Here is a 22,244-nt window from a genome sequence, read left to right as displayed (position 1 = left end):
GTGGCCACACCGCCAGCAGCGCGCGCCGTCGACCTGGTCAAAACCTACGGCCAGGGGGAGGCGCAGGTGACCGCCCTCGACGGCGTCAACGTGGAGTTCCGTCGCGACGAGTTCACCGCCATCATGGGCCCCTCCGGCTCCGGCAAGTCCACCCTCATGCACGTCATGGCCGGCCTGGACACCGCCACCTCCGGCTCCGCCTACATCGGCGAGACCGACCTCTCCGCCCTGGGCGACAAGGCACTCACCGCTTTACGACGCGACCGCCTCGGGTTCATCTTCCAATCCTTCAACCTCGTGCCCACCCTCACCGCGGCGGAGAACATCACGCTGCCTACCAACATCGCGGGCCGCACCATCGACCGCGCGTGGTTCGACGAGATCACCCAGCGCCTCGGGCTGACCAAACGCCTCACGCATCGTCCCGCCGAACTTTCCGGCGGCCAGCAGCAGCGCGTCGCCTGTGCCCGCGCGCTCGTCTCCCGGCCCGACATCATCTTCGGCGACGAGCCCACCGGCAACCTGGACTCCAACTCCTCCGCCGAGGTCCTGGACATCCTGCGCACCTCCGTAGACCGCGACGGCCAAACCGTGGTGATTGTCACCCACGACGCCCGGGCCGCCTCCTACGCCGACCGCGTGATTTTCCTGCGCGACGGCAACATCGTCGACTCGCTGGCGCGCCCAGACATGGACACGATCCTGCGGGTCATGTCCGCCATGGAGGGATAGATGGCCTCCCCGATGGCAACGGTGTCGCTGCGAAACGTGGCCGCCCACAAGCTCCGGCTCGCACTCACGGTACTTTCCGTTGTGCTGGGCACCGCGTTTCTCTCCGGCGCGTTGATGTTTACCTCCATGCTCTCCTCCACCTTCGACTCGGCGGTGGGCACGGTCCTTGACGGCACAGACGCGGTGGTGCGCCCCGGCGAGGGCCAGGGCTCCATCTCACGGGAAGATGCCGACGAGATTGCAGCGCACCCGGACGTGGCGCGCACCAATATTTTCGCCGAAAAGTCCATCGTTGCAGCACACGAGGATGAAACGGCTATCCAGATGCAGATGGGTGCGTCCCGCCTGGGGCTCTATTACGGGCCGGACGACGCAGTCGGTGCGCCCACCGAGCTCACCGAAGGCCGCGCCCCTGACGCGATCGGCGAGGTCGTGCTCAACGCCAACGGTGCCGAAAACTACGGCATCGAACTCGGTGAGCGACTCATTGCCGTCGACCGCGACGGGCGCAACGAGCTCACCGTCACCGGCTTCTATGACAACGAGCTCGCGCAGAAATCCTCCCTCCTCTTCCGCGTGAGCCCGGAGACGTACACCGAGTTCTACACACGCGGCGACACGGTGCCCGCGCTCACGGTTGCCGCCGCGGACGGTGTTGGGGACGACGCGATCGTCGAGAAGCTGCATGCGGCGCACCCCGAGCTGGAAATCGCCACGGGCCAATCGGTGGCGGACGACACGAGCGCGAAAATCCGCGAAGCCTTAAGCTTTGTCAGCTACTTCCTCATCGCGTTCGCGCTGGTCGGACTGCTTGTGGGCACCTTCCTCATCGCCAACACATTCTCGATGATCGTGGCGCAGCGCACCAAGGAGTTCGCGCTCCTGCGCGCGCTCGGCGCAACCAAGGGCCAAATCACCCGCTCGGTCGCACTGGAGTCCGCGCTGGTAGGCGTGATTGGCTCCGCACTCGGCGTCGCAGGCGGGGTGGGACTCGTCGCTGCGATCAAGGTCGCCATGCGCGCCAATGGCATGGAACTTCCCGACGCCGGCGTAGGACTAACCTGGCAAGCCGTCGCCACACCGCTCGTCGTGGGCACCATCGTGACGGTCCTCTCCGCGCTCGCGCCGGCACGACGCGCCGGACAGGTCCGCCCGGTCGAGGCGATGCGCGCGAGCGAGTCCGCCACGCGGCAGCCGCTGAAGTGGCGCACCATCGGCGGCATGCTGCTCATCGTCGTCGGCGTGAGCGCGGCCGCCGCGGGCATGGCGTGGGACGACGGCTCGACGGGGCGGCGTGCCGCGCTGGTAGGCGCAGCCGCGCTCGCCGCGATCACCGGCCTGTTCCTCGCCGGCCCGGCGCTCAGCCTGCCGGTGGTGCCGCCGTTTGGACGGGCCATCGGGCTGCCGTTCGGTGCCGTCGGCAAGCTTGCGTCCACGAACACGCACCGCAACCCGCGACGCACCGCCACCACCGCCTTCGCGCTCATGCTGGGCATCGCCCTGGTCACGGTGATTGGCATGCTCGGCGCGACGATGAAGCACTCCGTCGACGACGTAGCTAAGAGCGAGGTCAGCGCAGACTACGTCCTCTACGGCCCGGAGCTCGGCTCGTTCCCTGTGCCCAGCGACCTGCCGGACCGGCTCGCCGAAACACCGGGCGTCGGCACCGTGACCAGCTACAGCCAGGCCCCAGTCACCGTCGACGGCGAATACGGCCATCAGCTCGGCCCCGCAGGTGCCACCGACGTGATCGACGGCAACACCGCCGACCTGCTGCAGCTCAACATGGTGGAAGGGTCCGCCGACCTGTCCGGCAACACGCTCATCGCGCCTACCGAAATCGCCGCGCAGCGCGGCTGGCACGTCGGCGACCCCCTCGAGCTCGCAGCACCCGGGGTGTCCACCGACACCGTCGAAGTCACCGTGGGCGGCCTGTTCGAGGACTCCAACATTCTGCAAACCTTCGTCGTCTCCGGCGAGGCGGCCGCCCAGGTGGCCACGTGGAAGGCGGAAACCATCCTCATGGTGGGCGTAAGCGGCGACGGCACCGTGGACCAGACGCAACTGCGCTCGAACCTGGAGGACGCAGTGCGCCACGACATCGTAGTGCAGGTCCGCTCCGCCGAGGACGTCGCGGGCGAGGCCGCCACGCTGATCGATCAGATGCTGTTCATCCTCTACGCGCTGCTCTCCCTGGCGGTAATCATCGCCGTCCTCGGCATCATCAACACGCTCACGCTCTCGGTGATCGAACGCCGCCAGGAGATCGGCATGCTCCGCGCGGTAGGCACCCAGCGGCGCCAGATCCGCACCATGATCACGCTCGAGTCGGTGCAAATGTCCGTCTTCGGTGCCGCCCTCGGCGTCCTGCTCGGGCTGGGGCTCGGCTGGGCGTTCCTGACCGTGCTGGAGAGCCAAGGCTTATCGACGATCATCATCCCCGGCCGTCTCATCGCCACCGTCTTGGGCGGCTCCGTGATCGTTGGCGCGCTGGCTGCGCTATGGCCCGCCCGGCGCGCCGCGTCCACCCCGCCGCTGGACGCGATCGCCGACTAACTTTTCGGCAAAAAGTTCATTTCCCCTGGTTATAGACAGAGACGGAGGACGACTCCAGGGTCATTTGCAAGTCCAGCGTGGTGAGAATCTTAAGCAGAGTATCAACCGTGGGGTTCCCTAGCCCGTTTTCGATCCGGCTAAACTCGGCTTGCGGAATCCCGGCACCGTCGGCCACCGCTTGCTGGGAAAGACGCCTGTTTTGACGCGCGGCAGCTAGCGTCGCGCCGATCGCGTCACGCGCTGCGATCTCCGGCCGCCTCGTGCACACGCCTCGCTTCAACCGAAGCTTGCTCTTTGTACGGCTTCATGAATTCTTCGTACTTCGTTGTGGGCATTACCCGCACCTCCCCTGCAGCTATGAACATCCACAGGTCTATGTGTTTTAACACATATCGTCAACGTCGCCTTTCCACCCGCCGATGGTTCAGTGCAGCACGAAATCTGTGGCGTACTAATACTTTCATTTTCCCAGAATAGTTGGAGCTTTGTTCTCCTATTAGTAACTTTAGCCATTCACGGACTGCGCTCTTACCAGCTTATCGATGGTCTGCAAAACGCATTGCAAGTCGTGGAAAATGAGGAATAAATAGTGCGAACAGAGAGATAGCCAAATTCTCGGGCCGCAGAAGTTGGGGTTGAATTAGACTTCCTACTCGCCGTGTTTCATTCATGCCAGCACATCACATGTAACTCTGGGGCGTACCCCAATTGAAAGGGAACGTGAGTGAAGTGTGTTGGCCACAAGAGGTTGAGCTGGATATAACGTGGCACCACCATCCCCATTCCTTTAACTTGGAACGGTGCCAGGGAGACTTTACAGGGGAGTCTAATTAAGGAGGCTCTAATGAAATTGTTAAAAGCCCCACTCTGGAACCTAGAGGGTGGCGAACCGGTAGACGTTGACCATCATGTTGTTCGGATTAAGCTGTACAAAGATGAAGTCGTTGCGGAGTTTACGATTTCAGAGCTATGCAGCTTTTTTGGCCTTAAGGATCTGCATTGTTTGCGGCTACAATTTGAGGTCTGGCATGAATTGGCATCGTTCGAATGGGACTCTGAGGAATGCGTGCATCTTGAGCAAAAGCCGTTCACGGACTACTTTCACGCTTCAAAGATTTCCCATTGCTACGCTCCCCCCTCTCCTGATGCTGATCGTGGGGGACGGGAATGGGGAATGAAAAAGCTGTGAACATTAGGCTCGTATAGTCCATGTCCAAGGTTTCCCCCACTCTCCCGCACAAATATCAATACCTTTTCGCCTCAAAACATGCTCGATCGCGGCCTGTACGACTGCGCGTTCTGCATCCCCTATGCGGTCGAAAAACCTGGAAAAATTTCCACCGTCGTAGATCTCAATTTTCCACTGCCGTGTGCTCTCCCACATCGCCCCCCCGCGAAATTGTCTTGGTCTATCGCTGCTTGGCGTAGTAGCGCCCCATGAACTCGTCGCGGTACGCCTCGTACTCGCCGGCGTCGATGGCGGCGCGAATGTTGTCCACCAGCCGGATCATGAACTCCAGGTTGTGCATGGTGCACAGCGTGCCCGCCAGGAACTCCTTCGCCTTGAGCAGGTGGTGAATGTACGCGCGGGAGTAGTTCTGCGAGACGTAGCCGCCGAACTCCTCGTCCACGCCGGCGAAGTCGCGCTTGAACCGGGCCGCGGTGAGGTTCATGCGCCCGTCCAGGGTGTACACGCCGCCGCGGCGCCCCAGGCGGGTCGGCGCGACGCAGTCGAAGGTGTCCGCGCCCGCCTCCACGGCGGTGAAGATGTCGTCCGGCTCGGAGATGCCAAGCAGGTGGCGGGGCTTGTCGGCGGGTAACTCGTCGGTGACCCAGCCGACGATAGTGCCCAGGTTCTCCTTTTCCAGCGCACCGCCGATGCCGAATCCGCCGAACCCGCGCTTACCCTCCTCTCGGGCCTCACGGTCCAGGTCTAGCAGGCCCCGCACCGCGGATCGGCGCAGGTCTTCGTACTGCGCGCCCTGCACCACGCCCCACAGCGACTGCAGCGGCTTGCCCTCGCGCGCCAGAGTGAGGCGGTCGTGCTCGTCCAAGCAGCGCTTCGCCCAGCGGCGGGTGCGCTCCACGGAGTGCTCCTGGTAGTCGCGGGTGTCCACCAGGGTGGTCAGCTCGTCGAAGGCGAACATGATGTCCGCGCCCAGCTGGTGCTGGATCTGCATGCTCACCTCAGGGGTGAAGCGGTGCGAGGAGCCGTCGATGACGGACTTAAAGTCGACGCCGTCGTCGTCGACACGCGCCATGCGGTCCTTGTTGGCTGCGCGGATGTCGCTCTCGTCCAGGTCCGCGATGTCCATCGCCAGCACCTTCTTGAAGCCGACGCCCAGGCTCATCACCTGGAAGCCGCCGGAGTCGGTGTAGGTCGGCCCGTCCCAGTGCTCAAACGCGGCCACGCCGCCCGCCTCGTCGACGATGTCCGGGCCCGGCTGCAGGTACAGGTGGTAGGCGTTGGACAGGATGGCCTGGGCGCCGGTCTGGTGGATCTGCTCCGGGGTCAGCGTCTTCACCGTCGCCTTCGTGGCCACGGGGATGAACGCGGGCGTCTGGATGTCGCCGTGCGGAGTGTGGATCGTGCCCGTGCGGCCGTGGCGGCCCGGCGCGGGCTCGAGCTCAGTGCCGACGGTGTAGGAAAGATCGGTGTGTGTGGGGTTCATCGGGCGGGCTCCAGTTCTGCAGTGTCGGGGTGGGTGCGGTGGTCTTCAAACTCGCGCTCCAGGCCGGTGCCCTCCACGTCCACGTGCGGCAGGATCCGGTCGAGCCAGCGGGGCATCCACCAGGTCGAACGACCGAGGATGAACATGGTGGCCGGGACGAGTGCCATCCGGACGAAGAAAGCGTCGAAAAGCACTGCGACGCCGAGCGCAAAGCCGAAGATCTGGATGAATGGGAGCGGCTGGTTGATGAAGGCCACGAAGACGGCGATCATGATGATCGCGGCTGCCGTGACCACGCGCGCGCCCTGCGCGAAGCCGTCGACGGTGGAGTGCTGGACGGCGTGGATTTCCGCGTCGGGGTCGCCCTCGCGGCGCAGCTTGAGGTAGTGCTCGCGGATGCGCGTGACCAGGAAGACCTGGTAGTCCATGGCCAGACCGAAGGTGACGCCGATAAGAAAGATTGGCAGGAAGGACAGAATCGGGGTCGGCGTGTTGACCAGGCCCAGGAAGCCCTCCTGCCAGAACAGGACCGTGACGCCGAAGGCCGCGCCGACCGAGAGCAGGAAGCCCAGGCCCGCGACCACGGGCACGAGGATGGAGCGGAACACGATCATGAGCAGCAGGATCGCCAGCCCAACCACGATCGCCAGGTAGAGCGGCATCGCGCCGCTGAGCTCCTCGGTGATGTCCATCTGCACCGCCGTGAGCCCCGTCAGGCCAATGGTCACGCCGGTGGCGTCCTCGACCTGGTGCAGGGTCTCGCGCAGGCCGTGCGCGACCTCGAGCGTGTACTCCTCCTCCGGGCCGCCCTGCGGGTAGGCCACCATCTGCGCCGCGGTCATGTCGTCGTTGACACCGATGAGCTGCGCGTGCTGGATGCCGCTGACCGTGCCGGCCTCGCCGACGGCGTAGAGGAAGGAAGCAAGCGCCGCCTTCTCAGCGTCGCCGCCCTGCTCGTCCGGGATCGCGTCCATGTACGGCCGCAAGATCTCCGAGTCTGGGTTCGCCGCGTGCGCGTCCACCACGACGAGGAACGGCGCGTTCACGCCAGGTCCGAAGCCTTCCGCCATGAGCTCCGCCGACTTGCGCTGGGTGGTGTCGAGGTTCGAGGTGCTATCCGACGGCAGCGCCATCTCCAAGTCCAGCACCGGTGAAGCCAGCGCGCCCAGGCCCAGGACCACGCACGCCATGACCACGGCCGGGAACTTCCGCACGAAGTTGACCCAGGTGCGGCCCATGGACTTTTCGTCCAAATCTTTCGCGGGGCGCTTCCCTGGGCCGGGCTGGCCGGCCACGCCCGGGATGCGGCCCGCGAACGCGCGGTCGCCCCACAGGCCGAGCAGCGCGGGCAGGAGCGTGAGCGCCACGAGCACGGAGACCAGCACCGTCAGCGCGGCGGCGAGGCCCATCCAGGAGAGGAACTCGATCCCCGCCAACACCAGCGCGACGAGGGCGACGAACACGGTCGTGCCCGCGAACACGACGGAGGACCCGGCGGTGCCCACCGCCATGCCGGCCGCGTCGGGCCCGGGCAGCGTCCTGCGCTCCTGGCGGTAGCGGGACAGGATGAACAGGGCGTAGTCAATCCCCACCGCCAGGCCGATCATCACGGCGAGCACCGGGGTGACGTTGTTCAGGTCCACCCAGTGCGTGGTCAGCACGATGGCGAGCGCGCCGATGCCCACGCCCACCACCGCAGTGATGAGTGGGATCGTGGAAGCCGCGAGGGAGCCAAACGTGATGAGCAGGACCAGGAAGGCGACGCCGAGGCCGATGAGCTCGGAGGTGGTGTTGATCTCGATCGGGTCGCCGAAGCCGGCGCCGCCGGCCTCCACCTCCAGGCCGGCGTCGCGGCCGATCTGCATCGCCTGGTTCACCACGTCGCGGTCTACCTGCTCCACCGTCATGGAGGACTCGGCCCCGAACTCGAAGGTGGTGTAGCCGATCCGGCCGTCGTCCGAGACCGTGCGCAGGTTGTGCGCGTCCGCCTTCGCCGTCTCTTCCGGCAGGCCCATGTCCGTCATCTGGGTGACGATCATGTCCTGCAGCTCGCGGTTGACCTCGACCGGGTTGCCAAAGCGGTCAGTGCCGCTCAGCCCCTCGAGGTTGTCCTCGATGTAGCCGACCGTGTCGTCCATCGCCCGCATGTATTCCGGGCTGTCCAGCGACTGGCCGTCGGGCGCGGCGAACACCAGGTTGACGCCCGGCGCGGTGGCCACGTTGCCCTCCCCGGGGAAGTTCTCCTCCAACGTGTCCAGCGCGGAGATGGCGGGTGTGCCGGAGATGGAAAACTCGGAGGTAAACGGCCGCATCAGCGAGAGTGCGCCCGCCGCGGTCGCGCCGAGGATGAGCAGCCACGCCACGATCACCCGCCATTTGCGCAGGTAGGACCATCGTCCTAGCCGGAAGAGGAGCTTCGCCACAGATCACACGGCCCTTCGGGTGTTGGGAAAGAGAGGTCTTGCGTACGTTTCAAGTACTCGGCCAATCATAGTGGTCGGGCCCGCTGGGCCAAAGGGGTCACAACTCAGTTGACGAGGACTGGTTGACGAAGATGCGGGAAAAGGGACCGCGGATCTCGTCACGGGGATCTCGTCAAACAGGCTCTTTTGTTTGTACAGGTAGTGGCAATGGACCGCCATCTCTTTGAGCTCGGCAGAATACTCTCTGGGTATAGTGCCAATCCTTCCTTAGCAGAGGTAGGAACTAAACCCAGGACGCTTCAGGCGCCATCAATGAATGTCATGCGCAGGCTAAGAACGGTGGTCTGATCAAGATAAACTGATTGGTAAGGAATTTGTTGTGAAAGAAAGAACGATCATTCCGGAAGTGCTTTTTGGAATTGTCTTGGGCTTCGCAACCCTTTATGGCGGAGTGCTCCTGTCCACATGGCTTCCAATACCTTTCGTTTTCTATGGGCTACCTCTACCTTCATTGGTGGTGTTGGGCGTATTAGCCATGTCTGTCTACATGTTGAAAAAGGATCGGCTTAGCGACCGATCATGGCGTGCTTTTGCCTTCACATTCGCCGCGTTTTTCGTCGTATCAGCGTTCTTATGGGTGAGCACAATTTCTGGCTATGGAAACTTCGCATAGTCTATAGATATGGAACCGCTGTAAGGCCAATATAGTTAGCCTCTCTAGATTGAAGTCTAGAGGCTCAAACAGGTACGAACGCAAAAAGTGGCGCACCCCCAACATCCGGGGATGCGCCACTTTTCTTTGGCGGTAGCGGCGGGATTTGAACCCGCGGAGGTTTGACCCTCACTCGCTTTCGAGGCGAGCACCTTCGGCCGCTCGGACACGCTACCGTGAAACAGAATAACGGTAGGGTGCGCCGGAGACCAAATCCGCCCGCGGCTTACTTCTCGCCGTCGACGCGGTCCTGGACCTTGCCAGCGACCTCGTTGAACTTGTCCTTCACTGCGTCGCCAGCGTCCTCGAGCTTCTCGCGCACGCCGCCCTTGAGCTGGTCGGCCTTGCCCTCGTTCTCCAGGCTTTCGTTGTCCGTAACCTCGCCGGCTGCCTCCTTGGCCTTGCCCTTGAGCTGGTCTGCCTTGTCCTCAAAACCCATGACGGTCTCCTTTTCGGTCGAGTCTGTTGCTAACGCAGCCCAGCTTACCGAAGGTCCCGGAAGAACGCCTCCAGCAGCGCCGCGTTTTCCTCCGCCAGCACCCCCGCGCGCACCTCGACGGTGTGCAGGTGGTGGGGGTCGCGGAGGGCGTCGAAAAGCGAGCCCACCGCCCCGGTCTTGGGTTCCCACGCACCGAAGACCAGGGAGGCGACGCGTGCGCCGAGGATGGCACCGGCGCACATCGTGCACGGCTCCAGCGTGACCACCAGCTCGCAGCCGTCCAGGCGCCACGTGCCCAGCTCACGGGCGGCGGCGCGGATCGCTTCCACCTCGGCGTGCGCGGTCGGGTCGCCGTCCGTCTCCCTGCGGTTGACTCCCCTGCCCACGACGCGCCCCGACGCATCAAAGACGAGCGCGCCGACGGGGACGTCACCGGCCGGGGTCGTGCGCGCCAGGTCCAGCGCCTCGCGCATGCGGGCCTCGGCGCGGCGCTGCGGTGCGCTAGTCCGCATCCCCGAGTGCGTCCGCGAGCTCGTCGCCGAAGCCGAGCTCGTCGGCGAGCATGAAGGCGAGGTCTTCGGGGTCCGCGTCTTCGTCGATAAGCACACTGATCTGCTCGCTGGAAACCCCGAGGTCCGCAAAGATGTCAAAGTCACCGTCGCCCCACGCGTCGACCATGTCCAGCTCATCGGGGTCGATGTCGGGCGCGTCGATCCCCGCCTCCGCGAGCACGGACTCCGCAAACTCGTCATCCACGGCCATCGTCGCGTCCGACAGCAGCACCCGCGCGCGCACCGGCCCGGGCCGCACGACCACCAGGTAATCGTCCTCAACGTTGAGCATCGCAAACGCCGGCCCCTCGTTGCGCAGCGCACGCACCGCGCTTATCGACGCCCCCATGTCCCCAAAATCATCCGCGTACCCACGGACATTCCACACCCCGTTGTGCTGCGCCACCGTCACGGCCCAGCCGCCCGTGTAATCCTCGCTCATGTTCGCCCACAGTAGTCGGCACGGCGGGCCGTTGTCATTAGAATGAGGGGCGTGAATCTCAGCGACGCATCCCGGATCCCCAGCACCCGCCTCAAGCCCGTCTGCATCGTCGGCCTCGGGCTCATCGGCGGCTCCCTCCTCCGCGACCTCGTAGCCCAGGGACACACCGCCTACGGCTACACCCACTCCCGCAATGGCACCCGCGCCGCGCAGCGCGACGGGTTCGACGCAACCAATTCGCTTATCGACGTCCTCCAGCGCGCCCAGCGCGACGACGCCCTCATCGTCATCGCCGTCCCCTTCGAGGCGGTAGCCGACGTGTTGGACGCCATCGCCCAGTACGCCCCGAGCTGCGGCTTTACGGACGTCGTCTCGGTGAAGAAGCCGGTGTACGACCTCGTCCTCGCGCGCGGGATGGGCGAGCGCTACGTGGGCGGGCACCCGATGGCGGGCACCGAGCACTCCGGCTGGGTGGCGTCCCAGGAGGGCCTGTTCTCCCGCGCCGCCTGGGTGGTCACCTACGACTACGCCCTGGAAGTGGACCGCGTGCCGGAGTGCTGGTCGCAGCTGTTCGCCCAGGTGTGCAAGCTGGCGGCCGCCGCCGGCGCCGAGGCAGTGCCGGTGCGGGTGAACCCGCACGACGAGGCGGTCGCCCGCGTCTCCCACCTGCCGCACGTGCTCGCGGAGGCGCTCGCCCTGGTGGGCGACAAGGGCGGGACCCTCGCGCAGTCGCTGGCCGCCGGCTCCTACAAGGGCGGCACGCGCGTGGCGGGCACCGACCCGGTCCTGGTGCGCAACATGTGCGAGACGAACGCGGAATCCCTGGTCCGCGTGCTTGACGAGTACATCGAGGTCCTCCACACCGCACGCGCCGACCTCGCCGGCGCCACGCCGTCGATGAAGCAGCTCGCCGAGTCCGGCCACCGCGCCTACACCCGGATGAGCGCCCGCTCCGGCGCCCGCCGCGAGTCCGTCTCCCCGGTGAAGATCTCCTCGCGGCCCGTCATGCGCCTGCACCCGGGTGCGCCGGGGTGGGTGCGCCAGCTCCAGCAGATCGAATCCCTGGGCGGGCGCGTCGAGGTGTTCTAGCAGTGCCCTGAGACACGAAGAACCCCCAGACACGGTGTCTGGGGGTTCGCCTCTGCGTCCGGTGCTATTCGCCCTCGCGGCGGCGGCCCATGTACATGTAGGCGCCACCGGCCAGGAGCAGCAGGAGGCCGAGGGTGATAACGGTGGTCATCGGCGTACCGGTCTCCGCCAGATCACCATCGCGGCTGGAGGACTTCGTGGTCTCGTCCGAATCGTCCTTGGAGGAGCCGGACTTCTTGTTGCTCACCGTGCGCTTCACCACGGACTGCTTCTGCTCCACGCTGGTGGTGCGCCCGGTGGACACGCCGCCGGTGAGGTTCGCGCGGGAGTAGCTGGTGCTCTCCGTGGAGGTACCGGTGGTGGAGGTGGAGGTGGACTTGGTGCCCGTCGTCTTGCTTCCGGCCTTGCCGCCACCCAACGCACCGGCTGCGGCGCCCACCGGGCCGAGGATTCCGGCCAGCAGCGGCTTCACCTCATCCATGACCTCCAGGATCTCTTTCGGCTTGGACTTGGTGGAGGTGGTGCTCCCCTTCTTCTTCAGCACGATCTCGCCGGAGTTGTTTTCGCGGCTGAACACGAGCTCCTTGTTGCTGTAACCGTCCGGGACCTCGTCCAGGGTGATGCGCACGAAGCGCTCGTCGCCGGACGGGATCACCACGTCGGCCACGCCGTTGGCGTTGGTGACGCCGAGGATCGACTCGCCCGACACCAGGACGGCGCTCTCTACCGGGTTGTCGTCCTCGTCCACGACGGTGATGCGCGCGTTCTTCTCCGGGTACTTGCCGTCACCAGAGGCGGAGTCCTTCTTCAGGACGATTTCCTCCCCATCCATGTCGCGGTCGACGGTGAAGTAGGAGTTCTTGTAGCCCTTCGGGACGTCGTCTTCTTCCAGCCGAACGCGGACGCTCTTCTTACCGGCGGGAATCGTGACAGTGAACTCGCCGTCTTTGTTCGTACGCCCTGCATCGTCGCCGTTGCGGTCCTCCAGATGCACACGCTTCACCGGCTTGTCGTCCTCGTCCAGCAGCGTGAGCTTCACCTTCGCCGCCTCGAGGTCGGCCCCGGTCGTCGTGGTTGTGGTCACCGGGGCGGTCTCCGAAGTGGTGCCAGTCGCGGTCCCATCTGCCTCGCCAGCGTTGAACTGCACGCGCAGCGAGGTCTCGCCCGCAGCGACAGGGAACAGCTCGTCACCAGCCGCGACCTTCACGTCGCCCATGCCCTCGGGCAGCGACAGGCGCGCCTGACCCTCGCGGTCCGTCTTGGCGTAGATCGAGGGGTCCTCGTCCACAATCACTTCGTAGTCATCCACCGCGTGCGCGTTCTCGTCCATCACGGTCACCAGCACGTCGCGCGCCTCGGCCGCGGTGGGCGCCGGGGCTTCAGTGCTTACCGACGAGCTCGGCTCCGACACTTCTGCCACCTCCGTAGGCACGGCCGGGGCCGGCGCCGGAGCAGGCTCCTTCGCGCTCGGGGATGCCTGCTCGGCGGCCTTCACGGTCGGCTCCGTCGGGACAGCGGTAGCGACGCGGGGCGTCGCCGGCTCTGCGGACGGCTTCTGCGGCTCCGTCACCGGCTTGTACCAGGCCCCAGCACGCAGGCTGGCCAGGTTGAGGTAGTTGTCGGTGACGCGGGTGCCCTCGGTGGTCGCGGCGATGAGCAGCGGCTTGGTGGCCGCGTCCCTCACCTCGACGGTTGAGGCCTTGTCGTCCGCGAAGACCAGGTTGCCGGCGCGGTTGGTGTAGGCGTAGTTCAGGTCACCCACCTTGGCAGCGTCGACGCCCTTCGCCACGGCGAGCGGCTCGACGCTGACGGTGGCCTCGCGCACGTCAAGCGTCCACAGGAAGGGGACGTCCTTCTTCGTCTTGGGGTCCTTGCCGGTAGAGACGGCGTAGAGGGTGTTGGCATCTGCGTCGCCCCCGAGGGAGCCCCACGCGTGCGGTGCCTTCGCGTCGGTCTCGCCGCGCTGCTCCAGTGCATGGAAGTCAAAGGTGAGGGCGCCTTCGTGGGGGCTGCCTGCCGCATCCTGTGAGAGGTCCAGGGTGTGGATGGCGTCGCCGGTGTTGAGCACGAGGTCACCGGCGCGGGTGAAGGCGGCGGAGGTGATGGTGGGGGTCGACGTGGCGTCGTCAAGCGCCAAAGGCCCCATGTCGAGCACCTCACCGGTGACAGGGTGGATACGCAGGAGGTGGTTGGCCGGCTTGCCCCGCTCGGCCTTCGACACCGCGTAAACCCGGTCATTGAACGGGTTGAGTGCGAGTGCGGTGTAGGCCCAGCCGCCGGAGGTGAAGTGCGCCTGGTAGGAGCCGGTGCCGGCGGACGCTTCCTGCACGGAGGGGAGCGCCTCGTTCGCCTTCGAGGCGAGGTCTGCCAGACCCGCAGCGAGCGATGGGTCCTGCGCACTCGCGACGGGCGTGAGGGCAACCGTGCCCGCGACCGCTGCCGCGAGCGCGACGCAGCTCAGTTTGCCAGTGTGCTTCTTCAAATTCATGTGGTACCTCTCAGCGTTATTGCGGGCGCACTCAGCCCAAAAACCATTACTAATGTATCCGTGTTGGCAGGCGTTCTCAATACGCAGCGCCGCTCAGTTTCTTAGCTGTATATAAGCGTAAAGCCCGCCGCGTTTCCGCGACGGGCTTTCGCCTCAGAGGTGCCTGGCGTTAGGCGTTGACCTTGGTCGGCTCAGCGGCCGTGGTGAGGGTCTTCTCTTCCTTCTTGGAGGAGGAGCCCTTCGCGTCACCCGTGCTGCTGCCCATCTCTCCGCCGGACTGGCAGGAGGCGTAGGTCAGGCCGAGCGCGAGCGCGCCCAGGCCGATGATGCCTGCCGCGAGGACGCCCGCCGGGACGGCCGGGTCGATCTGCGCCAGCTGGCGGGAGATCTCGTTCATCCACTCCGGGCGCTGGATGTTCAGACTCGGCATGGCCTGGTTGAACTGCGCCACTGCTGCGTTGAACTCGTCCTCGAACAGGACCGCCGCACCGCCCATGGCCGCGATCAAGATGCCGATCGGGATTAGCCAGGTGGCCGGGTTGGAGACCGAGGAGGTGTCCGCCAGGCACTTGCCCAGCGAGCTGCCCTCCGGCTCCGGTGCCGGGGTGGTCGTCTCGGTGTACTCGATCGGGCGGTCGAGGAGTCGGACGTCAACGTCCATCTTCTCCTCGTCGCCGGTGATCTCGAACTCCTTCGACTCCAGCGCGGCACCGATGCCGTTCTCGTTCTTGTCCGGGTCCAGCGGGTCGGCGAGCACGACGCCGCCCGGGTTGCGCATCTGCAGCGTGTACTTGCCAGCAGGCGCGGCGGCGAAGTTGAACGTGCCGTCACTGTCGCTGGTGGTCTTCACGTCCGGCAGACCGTCGAGGGAGTGCAGCGTGATGTCCATGCCACCGAAGTTGGTGTCCTTGGCATCGCGCTTGCCATCCTCGTTCATGTCAACCCAAATGTTGCCATCAACGTTGGTCACGGCCGGCAGTGCTGCGCCTTCCTCGACCACGATGTGGGCGTTGCCCTCCACGTTCTCCTTCGGAGTGATCACCAGGAGACCGGAGACGTCCTCGCCGTAGTCCGGCTCGCCGTCGACAGGCTTCGCGCGCTTCGGCGGCTCGGGGGCCTGGCCCGCGGCTTCTGCCGCGTTGTGGTGGCGCTTGCCCTTGGCCAGCGGAGGCAGCACGCCCTTGAACACGACGCGCTCGCCCGGCATCAGGGTGCCGTTGAAGCCCTTCGGCGGGATGATCTCCATCGGCGTGCCCTTGCCCGGGTGCTTCGGGTCGAAGCTCTCCTCGTCACCTTCGTAGATTGTGTCGTTCAGGGTCACGTTCTCCATACGGATGGAACCGGTGTTGACCACCTCGTAGGTGAAGTAGAGGTCTTCGTCCGCAGCCATGTGGACCGGGTCGTCCGCGTTGGTAGCAAAGCGGGCGTTGACCTTCTTCTGCATGTTCATGTCCATGAACTTCACGTAGGCCTCGTTCGGCGTGGAGGCGACCATCTTGTCGTGGTCGTCCTTACCGCGTGCGACCGCGATGTTGGCAAACGCGCCCTTGTCCACCGGCGGTGCCATGACCGCGGAGAACACCTTGTACTCGCCCGGCTTCAGGGTGCCGTCCCAGCCCTTCGGTGCCTTGATGGCACCCTGCGCGAACGGGTCCTCGATCTCAATGTCGTGGACCGTCACGTCGGACTCGTTGGTGACAATGAAGCCGTAGATGAGGTCCTCGTCGTTGGGCAGGCCCGGAGCGTCGTCAGGCGTGTTGGCGTCATAGCCGCGCACGCGCTTCTCCAGCTTCAGTGCCTTCTTGGTCAGGTTGACCGTCGGCAGCTCGACATCCTTGCCCGGGCGGACCGGGATGTACATCGGGTCGACCTTCTGCACGCCCTCCGGCGTGAAGATTTCCACGATGGCGTCGCCCGGCACCACATCCATGGTGTAGTTGCCGTTCTTGTCCACCGGAACTTCCTTGGTGTCGCCGTGGGAGTCGGTGACTGTGACCAGCACGCCGTCGATCGGCTTGCCGTCGCCGTCAACAACCTGGCCCTTGATCTCAGAGCGCGGTGCCTTGACGTTGACAATGCCCTGGTGCGCCGGCTTGTCGTCGGTGACCTTGACCGTCTTCGGCCAATCCTTCGGCTTGGTCCAGCCCTCCGGCAGCTCGAGGTCAACCTCGTAGTCGCCGGCCGGCAGCTTGTCGGTGGTGAAGTGGCCGTCCTTGTCCACGGTCACCGCCGGGAAGGTCTCGGTCGGGTTGCCGTCGGCATCCGTGCCCTTGCCCTTCACAATGACCTTGGCACCCGGGATCTGCTCGTTCAGGTCATCAACGAGCCAGCCGTTGATGGTGCCGGGCTCGCCCTTGTCCACCTTGATCGGTTTCTTGGTCGTCGGGGTGATGATGCGCGGCACCGTCACCTTCTCGCCGTCCTTGACCGTCACCTCGGTGTAGCGCGGGGTGCGGTGGCCGTCGGCGGGATCCACAACCACAACGTAGTCGCCCGGCTCCAGGTCGTCCGACGTGAAGTCACCGGTCGTGGGGTCAATCTCCAGCTCCGAGGTGGAACCGTCCGGGTGACGGACCGTGGCCGTGGTGCCCGGGACGGGCTTGCCCTCCTGGTCACGCACGCCGCCCTCGAAGTTACCCGTGTTGTTCGGGTGATCGCTCGGCTTGGAGTCGAGCACGACGTTAAAGGAGTGACCGTCGGCGTCGGTAACGTCCCACTTCAAGCCGCTCTTGGCCACGTAGTTGCCATCATCCTTGGACACGGTCGCGGTGTAGGCGCCCAGGGCAGCTTCACCGGAGAACTCACCCTTCTCGTTGGTGACAAACACCACGAACTTCTCCGGGTCGTTGTCATCAACCATCTCCACGACGGCACCCTCGATCGGGTCGCCGGCCGTGTTGGTGACCTTGCCGGACACCTTGGCGTCCTGGGCGGCGACCTTCGCCATCTCGATCGCCTGGACCGAGCTGGTCTTGCCAACGTTGACGGTCACGCTCGGCGCGCTGGTCGGGCGGTACCCGTTCGCGCTCGCCTTCGCCCTGTAGTTACCGGCCGGCACGTCAGCCGCGGTGTAGTCGCCGTTGGCGTCAACCGTTGCCGGGATGACGTCGCCGGTGTCCACGTTCTCCAGCACGACAGCGACCTCGCTGTCAATTGCGTTGCCGTCGGCGTCACGCACGGAGCCCTTGACGGTACCCGTCTGCGGGGTGTCCGGCGTCTTCTCCAGCTGGAAGTCCTTCTGCACGTTCGCGCTCGGCGCGACGTCCACTACCTGCGCCTCGGGCGACTCGTAGTCCGCCGCGCGGACCTCGATGCGGTACTGACCAACAGACAGGTCGCCACGCGAGTACTTACCGTCCTTGTCGGTGGTGGATTCGTAGCTTGCGCCGTTCTCAACGTCCGTGATAGTAACGGTCGCGCCCTCGATCGGCGCGTTCTTCGCGCCCGTGACTACGCCCTGCACGGAGCCGATTGTCGACGTCAACGTGATCTCCTCAGTGACCTTCCCGTTCGCCGGGACGTTCACCACGATGTTGGAGACCTTCTTGTAAGTCTTCGGTGCGTCGACACTGAGCGTCCACTGACCTGCAGGAACACCATCGAAGTTGAAGGAGCCGTTCTTCGCGGTTGCCGCGTTGCGCTCTTCATCGCCACGGGTCAGCGTCAGGCTGATGTTTTCCAGCGGCTGACCAGTGGAGTCCTTCACGGAGCCATCGACCGAACCAGGGTTACGCTGCACCTCGACCTCAACCGGGTCGGTGTGGGTACCGGCGACAACGGTGAAAGCAGTCTTGCCTTCCTTGTATTCGTCGGTGCCCGCAACAACCGCGGTGTAGTCGCCCGGCGTCACGGAGTCCATGGAGAACAGGCCATCCTTATCGGCCTTGACGGTGTCGACGGTCTGCCCGCCGCGTTGGATCACTACGTCCACATCCGCGATCGGCTTGCCGCTGTCGTCCTTCACGAAGCCATTGACGGTGTCCGTTGCACGGTTCACCGTCAGGGCGACGTCGGCCTTCACACCTGGGTTCACGTCGAAGCCCCTGACATAACCGCCGTACTCGTCAGTCTTTGCAACGGTCGCCTCGTGCGGGCCCGGGTTCAACTTATCCGTGGTGAACTTGCCGTTTGCATCGGTGGTGTAGGTGTCAGCGCCGTCAATGGTGACGGTTGCACCTTCAACCGGTGCACCGGTTTCGTCCACTACCGTGCCCTCGGCCCAGCCGTTGGTGCGCTTGACCTGGACATCAGCAACTTCAGTATTCGCAGGGGTGATGGTCGCGTCCACGGTGTTTTCCTCGTGAGCGGTGCCCGCCTCGACGGTAACCGTGTACGAGCCAGCCTTCTGCTCGTTGAACTGGTACTTGCCGTTGGCGTCCGTCTGCGCGGTGGCCACCTCGTTGCCGTCGGCGTCCTTGAGGATCACCTTGGCGTCGTTGACAGATTCGCCAGCATCGTTGGTGACTACACCCTCGAGGTTGCCCGGCGCCCGGGTGAGCTGAATGTCCGCGGTCGACGGACGGTTGGGGCGCACCGTGACGTCCTTGGGTTCGCCGCTGCGTGCGTTGGTGGGCTCTACCGAAACGCTGAACTCACCTGCAGGAACGCTTGCGAACTTGTAGGTACCGTCCTGGCCAGTCGTGGTCGAGGTCTTGAATTCGGCGTCAGGCGCGTCCTTGGCGCGACGCTCACCGTCGATGACAACCGTTGCTCCCGTGACCGGGTTACCAGCGTCATCGGTGATCGTGCCGGTAACGGACCCGGGCTGCGGTGCCACGCTGATCTTCCAGGTGACGTTGGCGTCCTCCACCAGGTCAGGCAGCTTGTTGTCCTTGACGTTTACATAGTCCTCGCCTGGAACAACGGCGACAGAGTAGCCGGCTCCAGGGGCCTGGTTCGGGAAATCAACATTGCCATTCGCGTCTGCCGGCTTGCGCTCGAGCTCCCGGCCGTCGCGAGAAAGGATTACCTCGGCATTTTCCACGGGTTCGCCGAGATCATTGAGCACGGTGACCGTGTATCCAGGGTTAAACCGCTCAACCGTGATCGTGGGCGTAGCCGTCTTGTTCGGCTCTACACTCACCTTCTCGGTGTGCGGCTTCGTCAGTTTCGTCTTACCGACCTGAATCTCGTACTGACCCGGCTTCTGATCCTTGAGCTCGAACTCGCCGTTTACCACCGATGCGGGGACTCTCGTTCCATCCGGTCGCGTCACAGTGACGTTATCCGGGGAGACGGGGTTACCGGCGTCGTCGACAATTTTGCCCACAATAGAGCCGTTTGCTCGGGTCACCGTGATGTCTTTTGCCGGGGTGGTTTCATTCGGCTTCACGGTGACGTCGGTGGAGTTACCAGTGAAGTTGTCGCCGTCTTTGACGGTCACGGTCTTCTCGCCAGGGACGACGCCGGGGATAGTGTACTTGCCGTCGGCGTCCGTCGTGGCCTTCTTGCCGCCCGCGGAAACCTTGGCGCCTTCGACTGGCTTACCCGCGTCATCAACAACCGTGCCGGTGATGGTGCCAGGCAGGGAAACCGCGTCGAGGTTCAAAACAAGAGTCTTGCCCGGGCCTGCGTACTCCGGGCGGACGGTAATACCGTCGTAGGTATCGGTCCCCGCGATCGAGGCCGTGTAGTCGCCGTGTTTCAGAACCCTCTCGTCGCCGAGTTTCGGATCCGGCACCTCGTAGAAACCTTGAGCATCGGTCTCCGCCGTGAAAGTTTCGCCGTTACCCTTGACCGTCACCGTGACGCCTTTAAGGGGAAGGCCGTCCAGGTTGACCTGGCCACCAATCTTCGCTGGCTTGTACGGAATAGTCGCATCGACGTTCGTTCCGGAGCCTGCGGGAACGGTCAGGCCTCCCCTACCCGTGCTCTTCGTGGACTCAGTTGCTTCGAACTCAATGTCATAAGCTCCCGCGTCCAGGCCAGAGAGATTGAAGGTACCGTCCGCACCAGTGGTGGTGCGCTTCACTACATCAGCACCCCGGTACAGCACAACTGGGATGTCAGAGGCAGTTTCGTTGGTTCCTTCGTACTTTGCAGTGCCGGAGACGGACCCCTTGTTCCGCGAGACCACAACGTTTGCTTCGACATCCTGGTTCGGGCTCACCACAGCGCTGGCACCGCCCTCCCCATTCTGCGGCGTCTTCTCGACGCTCACGTCGTATTTACCCGGAGTTACGTCGCCGAAGGTGTAGTTACCATCAGCGTCTGTGGACGTTGGTTTCACATCCTGACCAGCACCGACAAGGCGTACCTCCGCACCGTTGACGGCTTCCCCAGCCTCATTGGTGACTCGACCGAAGACCGAGCCCTTACGCAGTTCGACCTGAATATCTCCGGCGTTCGTCGGCTTACCGACGTTCACGGTGACCGTCTTCGTAGCCGCTTCGGTCTTCTCAGTTCGACCGACCTCAAGCGTGTACTCGCCACTCGCAGTGTCGAGATCCGTGATGCCCGACAGCGTGAACAGACCGTCGCTGCCAGTGGTGTCTTCGTGGTTCGTACCACGAAGCTTCACTGTCGCATTATCAACAGTGTTTCCATTTTCATCGACGACCTTGCCACGAATCGTGGCGGCATTCGCCTTGATGGTCAGGTCACGCGTTTCGTCCGCGTTGTGCCCCAGGTTGAATGGGCCCAGCGTTTCGCCGTAAAACCCGTCAACCAGCGTGGAGACCTTCACGTAGTACTCGCCCACCGGCACATCACTGAAGGTGTAGGCAAAGGACCCGCTACCCTTCTCCGGCTGCCCGACCGGGTTACGGTCCTGGTCCAGGAGCTCGACCTCTGCGGTATCGATAAAGCTCTTCGGCGCGATCACCGAACCCGAAACGGTGCCGGTCTTCGCGTTGACGGTGAATGTCGGATTCTTGGTCTCTCCAGCGCTCACGGAGATGTTCTGGGCCGCAGATTCCTCGGTCGTTTCGGTCGCACCGATCTGTACCTTGTACGAACCTGGTTCGAGGCCTTCAATCGAGAACTTCCCGTCGGCAACGGGGCCCATATCCTGGTCATTGACAAGGACACGCGCGCCGTCGGCAGGTACACCCTTGACAACGCCGTTAATCACAGCTCGTTGAGGCTCTGTCACATGCTTAACATAATTGTTCAGTCGCTGAAGCTCCGGACCGCCTAAGCCCGGGCCGAATATGTTTAGCCTAACGTTTGAACCGCCACCGCTCTTCGGGATCGTCAACTCCCTCGGAAATTCAAGCCGCAACCCGTTGCCGTAACCTTCGGCGCCATATTCCTCGTCTTGCGTGGCGGTCGCCTTAACCTTGAACACGCGATCTTGTCCGTCGCCCAGGACGCGGTATTCGCCTGCGCGAGCCTCATCAACCCAGACGTAGTATTCCCCCTCCTCAAAGGCGCGACTCTGTTGCTCTGGCCCGTAGTAATCCCTTTTGTATTCGTCCTTTTTTAGTTCTAACGGGCCGTAAAGCTCAACGCCGTGCAAACGGATTTCTTTATCGTCCCTTCCAAGTATCTCAACTCGATACCCGGTCTGCCCATTTTGAGAAAGCTCACGCAATACTTCTGGGGCCTGAGCCCAATTCTCTCCGTAATTTGTGAGAGGGTCCGCATTTTCGAAAGACGCAGAGGTGTTTCCCGCGACCCCTTTAGTTTGCGTTTTGTTCAATTCCTTCAAAGGATCTACGAGATCGGGCACGTCAGCGTCAGTCCACTGCGCCGAAGCCGTCGGCAACAGGCTGTCTCCCGCGGGGGTCGGGATCGCCGGGACGGCCATACCGCCGACGGCAAGCGAAAGGGCCGTCGCCGAGGCAACGACGGTCCTTTTCATTCCGGAAAACAGCCCGCGTGCAGGCTTGTTGTTTCCGCGCATAGTTCTCTCCAATACGTGAGTAAGTACTTGAGGCCTTTACGAGAGCTGGGAAAACTCTCCATTTATTCTCTATTGACAATAATGCCGTAGACAGGCGTATGCCAACTTTTACGCCTAAGGATACACTTAAGATTCACTCATGCAATATTTACTGAGTCTTGACCTGCGGGTTAAGCGACAAAATGTGTGCTTTTTGAGCTATAGATTCCCGGTCTTACCTCCGGCTACGGCGGGAAAGTGCTCGTCGAATCGGGATTCCTGGCTTGCAACATGAAGGTCCACCACTCCAGCCAT

13 protein-coding genes and 1 tRNA gene are annotated in these 22,244 nt (G+C 63.9%); 5 read left to right on the top strand and 9 right to left on the bottom strand.

Going from position 1 to position 22,244, the window contains the following annotated elements:
* Both CKJ85_RS10790 and CKJ85_RS10785 read left to right on the top strand, forming a co-directional pair.
* Window positions 1-732 carry an ABC transporter ATP-binding protein gene (locus tag CKJ85_RS10790; RefSeq protein ID WP_095554316.1) on the top strand — a complete coding sequence of 244 codons (732 nt, stop codon included), beginning with the start codon at window positions 1-3 and terminating at the stop codon, window positions 730-732.
* Complete coding sequence (locus CKJ85_RS10785; protein ID WP_095554315.1) at window positions 733-3,288, top strand: ABC transporter permease; 2,556 nt, start codon at window positions 733-735, stop codon at window positions 3,286-3,288.
* A gap of 16 nt (window positions 3,289-3,304) precedes the next feature.
* Here the strand turns inward: CKJ85_RS10785 and CKJ85_RS12410 are convergent, their stop codons facing one another.
* Entirely contained in the window at window positions 3,305-3,556 is a 252-nt protein-coding gene (locus tag CKJ85_RS12410) for a helix-turn-helix domain-containing protein (protein ID WP_369825041.1), read from the bottom strand.
* A 576-nt stretch (window positions 3,557-4,132) separates the two neighbouring features.
* On the opposite strand from CKJ85_RS12410, the gene CKJ85_RS12045 reads away from it, so the two are divergent.
* A complete protein-coding gene (locus CKJ85_RS12045; RefSeq protein WP_158221646.1) occupies window positions 4,133-4,477 on the top strand; it encodes a hypothetical protein in 345 nt (114 codons plus the stop codon).
* 220 nt (window positions 4,478-4,697) lie between these two features.
* Here the strand turns inward: CKJ85_RS12045 and tgt are convergent, their stop codons facing one another.
* Window positions 4,698-5,960: a tRNA guanosine(34) transglycosylase Tgt gene (gene tgt / locus CKJ85_RS10775; RefSeq protein ID WP_095554314.1), complete on the bottom strand. Its 1,263-nt coding sequence runs from the start codon at window positions 5,958-5,960 to the stop codon at window positions 4,698-4,700.
* Entirely contained in the window at window positions 5,957-8,383 is a 2,427-nt protein-coding gene (locus CKJ85_RS10770; protein WP_095554313.1) for an MMPL family transporter, read from the bottom strand. Before CKJ85_RS10770 ends, tgt begins: the two co-directional genes overlap by 4 nt.
* Before the next feature lie 379 nt (window positions 8,384-8,762).
* On the opposite strand from CKJ85_RS10770, the gene CKJ85_RS11925 reads away from it, so the two are divergent.
* On the top strand, window positions 8,763-9,056 hold the full coding sequence (locus CKJ85_RS11925) for a hypothetical protein (RefSeq protein ID WP_109561210.1): 294 nt from the start codon (window positions 8,763-8,765) through the stop codon (window positions 9,054-9,056).
* A 127-nt stretch (window positions 9,057-9,183) separates the two neighbouring features.
* Here CKJ85_RS11925 and CKJ85_RS10765 read toward each other — a convergent pair.
* The 4 genes from CKJ85_RS10765 to CKJ85_RS10750 form a co-directional block, all read right to left on the bottom strand.
* Window positions 9,184-9,271, bottom strand: a tRNA-Ser gene (locus tag CKJ85_RS10765).
* A gap of 50 nt (window positions 9,272-9,321) precedes the next feature.
* On the bottom strand, window positions 9,322-9,534 hold the full coding sequence (locus CKJ85_RS10760) for a CsbD family protein (protein WP_095275245.1): 213 nt from the start codon (window positions 9,532-9,534) through the stop codon (window positions 9,322-9,324).
* A 44-nt stretch (window positions 9,535-9,578) separates the two neighbouring features.
* Window positions 9,579-10,046 (bottom strand): nucleoside deaminase, encoded by a 468-nt coding sequence (locus CKJ85_RS10755; RefSeq protein ID WP_233127049.1) that lies wholly within the window; start codon window positions 10,044-10,046, stop codon window positions 9,579-9,581.
* A complete protein-coding gene (locus CKJ85_RS10750) occupies window positions 10,036-10,527 on the bottom strand; it encodes a tRNA adenosine deaminase-associated protein (RefSeq protein ID WP_095275246.1) in 492 nt (163 codons plus the stop codon). The genes CKJ85_RS10755 and CKJ85_RS10750 overlap by 11 nt, the downstream gene beginning before the upstream one ends.
* 42 nt (window positions 10,528-10,569) lie before the next feature.
* On the opposite strand from CKJ85_RS10750, the gene CKJ85_RS10745 reads away from it, so the two are divergent.
* Window positions 10,570-11,616, top strand: a complete 1,047-nt coding sequence (locus CKJ85_RS10745) for a prephenate dehydrogenase (protein ID WP_095538035.1) — start codon at window positions 10,570-10,572, stop codon at window positions 11,614-11,616.
* A 64-nt stretch (window positions 11,617-11,680) separates the two neighbouring features.
* Here the strand turns inward: CKJ85_RS10745 and CKJ85_RS10740 are convergent, their stop codons facing one another.
* Window positions 11,681-14,104, bottom strand: a complete 2,424-nt coding sequence (locus CKJ85_RS10740) for an LPXTG cell wall anchor domain-containing protein (RefSeq protein ID WP_095554312.1) — start codon at window positions 14,102-14,104, stop codon at window positions 11,681-11,683.
* Window positions 14,105-14,273: 169 nt separating this feature from the next.
* On the bottom strand, window positions 14,274-21,197 hold the full coding sequence (locus CKJ85_RS10735; RefSeq protein WP_158221645.1) for a carboxypeptidase regulatory-like domain-containing protein: 6,924 nt from the start codon (window positions 21,195-21,197) through the stop codon (window positions 14,274-14,276).
* Between the last annotated feature and the right edge of the window lie 1,047 nt (window positions 21,198-22,244).

The organism is Corynebacterium sp. NML 150383 (assembly GCF_002285085.1).
In the GTDB taxonomy this organism is placed as follows: domain Bacteria; phylum Actinomycetota; class Actinomycetes; order Mycobacteriales; family Mycobacteriaceae; genus Corynebacterium; species Corynebacterium gottingense.
This window is presented reverse-complemented; position numbering and strand designations above follow the sequence as displayed.

Coding starts and splice junctions, on each gene's coding strand:
- CKJ85_RS10785 (WP_095554315.1), top strand. CDS start 733: ATGGCCTCCCCGATGGCAACGGTGTCGCTGCGAAACGTGGCCGCCCAC.
- CKJ85_RS12045 (WP_158221646.1), top strand. CDS start 4,133: ATGAAATTGTTAAAAGCCCCACTCTGGAACCTAGAGGGTGGCGAACCG.
- tgt (WP_095554314.1), bottom strand. CDS start 5,960: ATGAACCCCACACACACCGATCTTTCCTACACCGTCGGCACTGAGCTC.
- CKJ85_RS10760 (WP_095275245.1), bottom strand. CDS start 9,534: ATGGGTTTTGAGGACAAGGCAGACCAGCTCAAGGGCAAGGCCAAGGAG.
- CKJ85_RS10755 (WP_233127049.1), bottom strand. CDS start 10,046: ATGCGGACTAGCGCACCGCAGCGCCGCGCCGAGGCCCGCATGCGCGAG.
- CKJ85_RS10750 (WP_095275246.1), bottom strand. CDS start 10,527: ATGAGCGAGGATTACACGGGCGGCTGGGCCGTGACGGTGGCGCAGCAC.
- CKJ85_RS10745 (WP_095538035.1), top strand. CDS start 10,570: ATGAGGGGCGTGAATCTCAGCGACGCATCCCGGATCCCCAGCACCCGC.
- CKJ85_RS10740 (WP_095554312.1), bottom strand. CDS start 14,104: ATGAATTTGAAGAAGCACACTGGCAAACTGAGCTGCGTCGCGCTCGCG.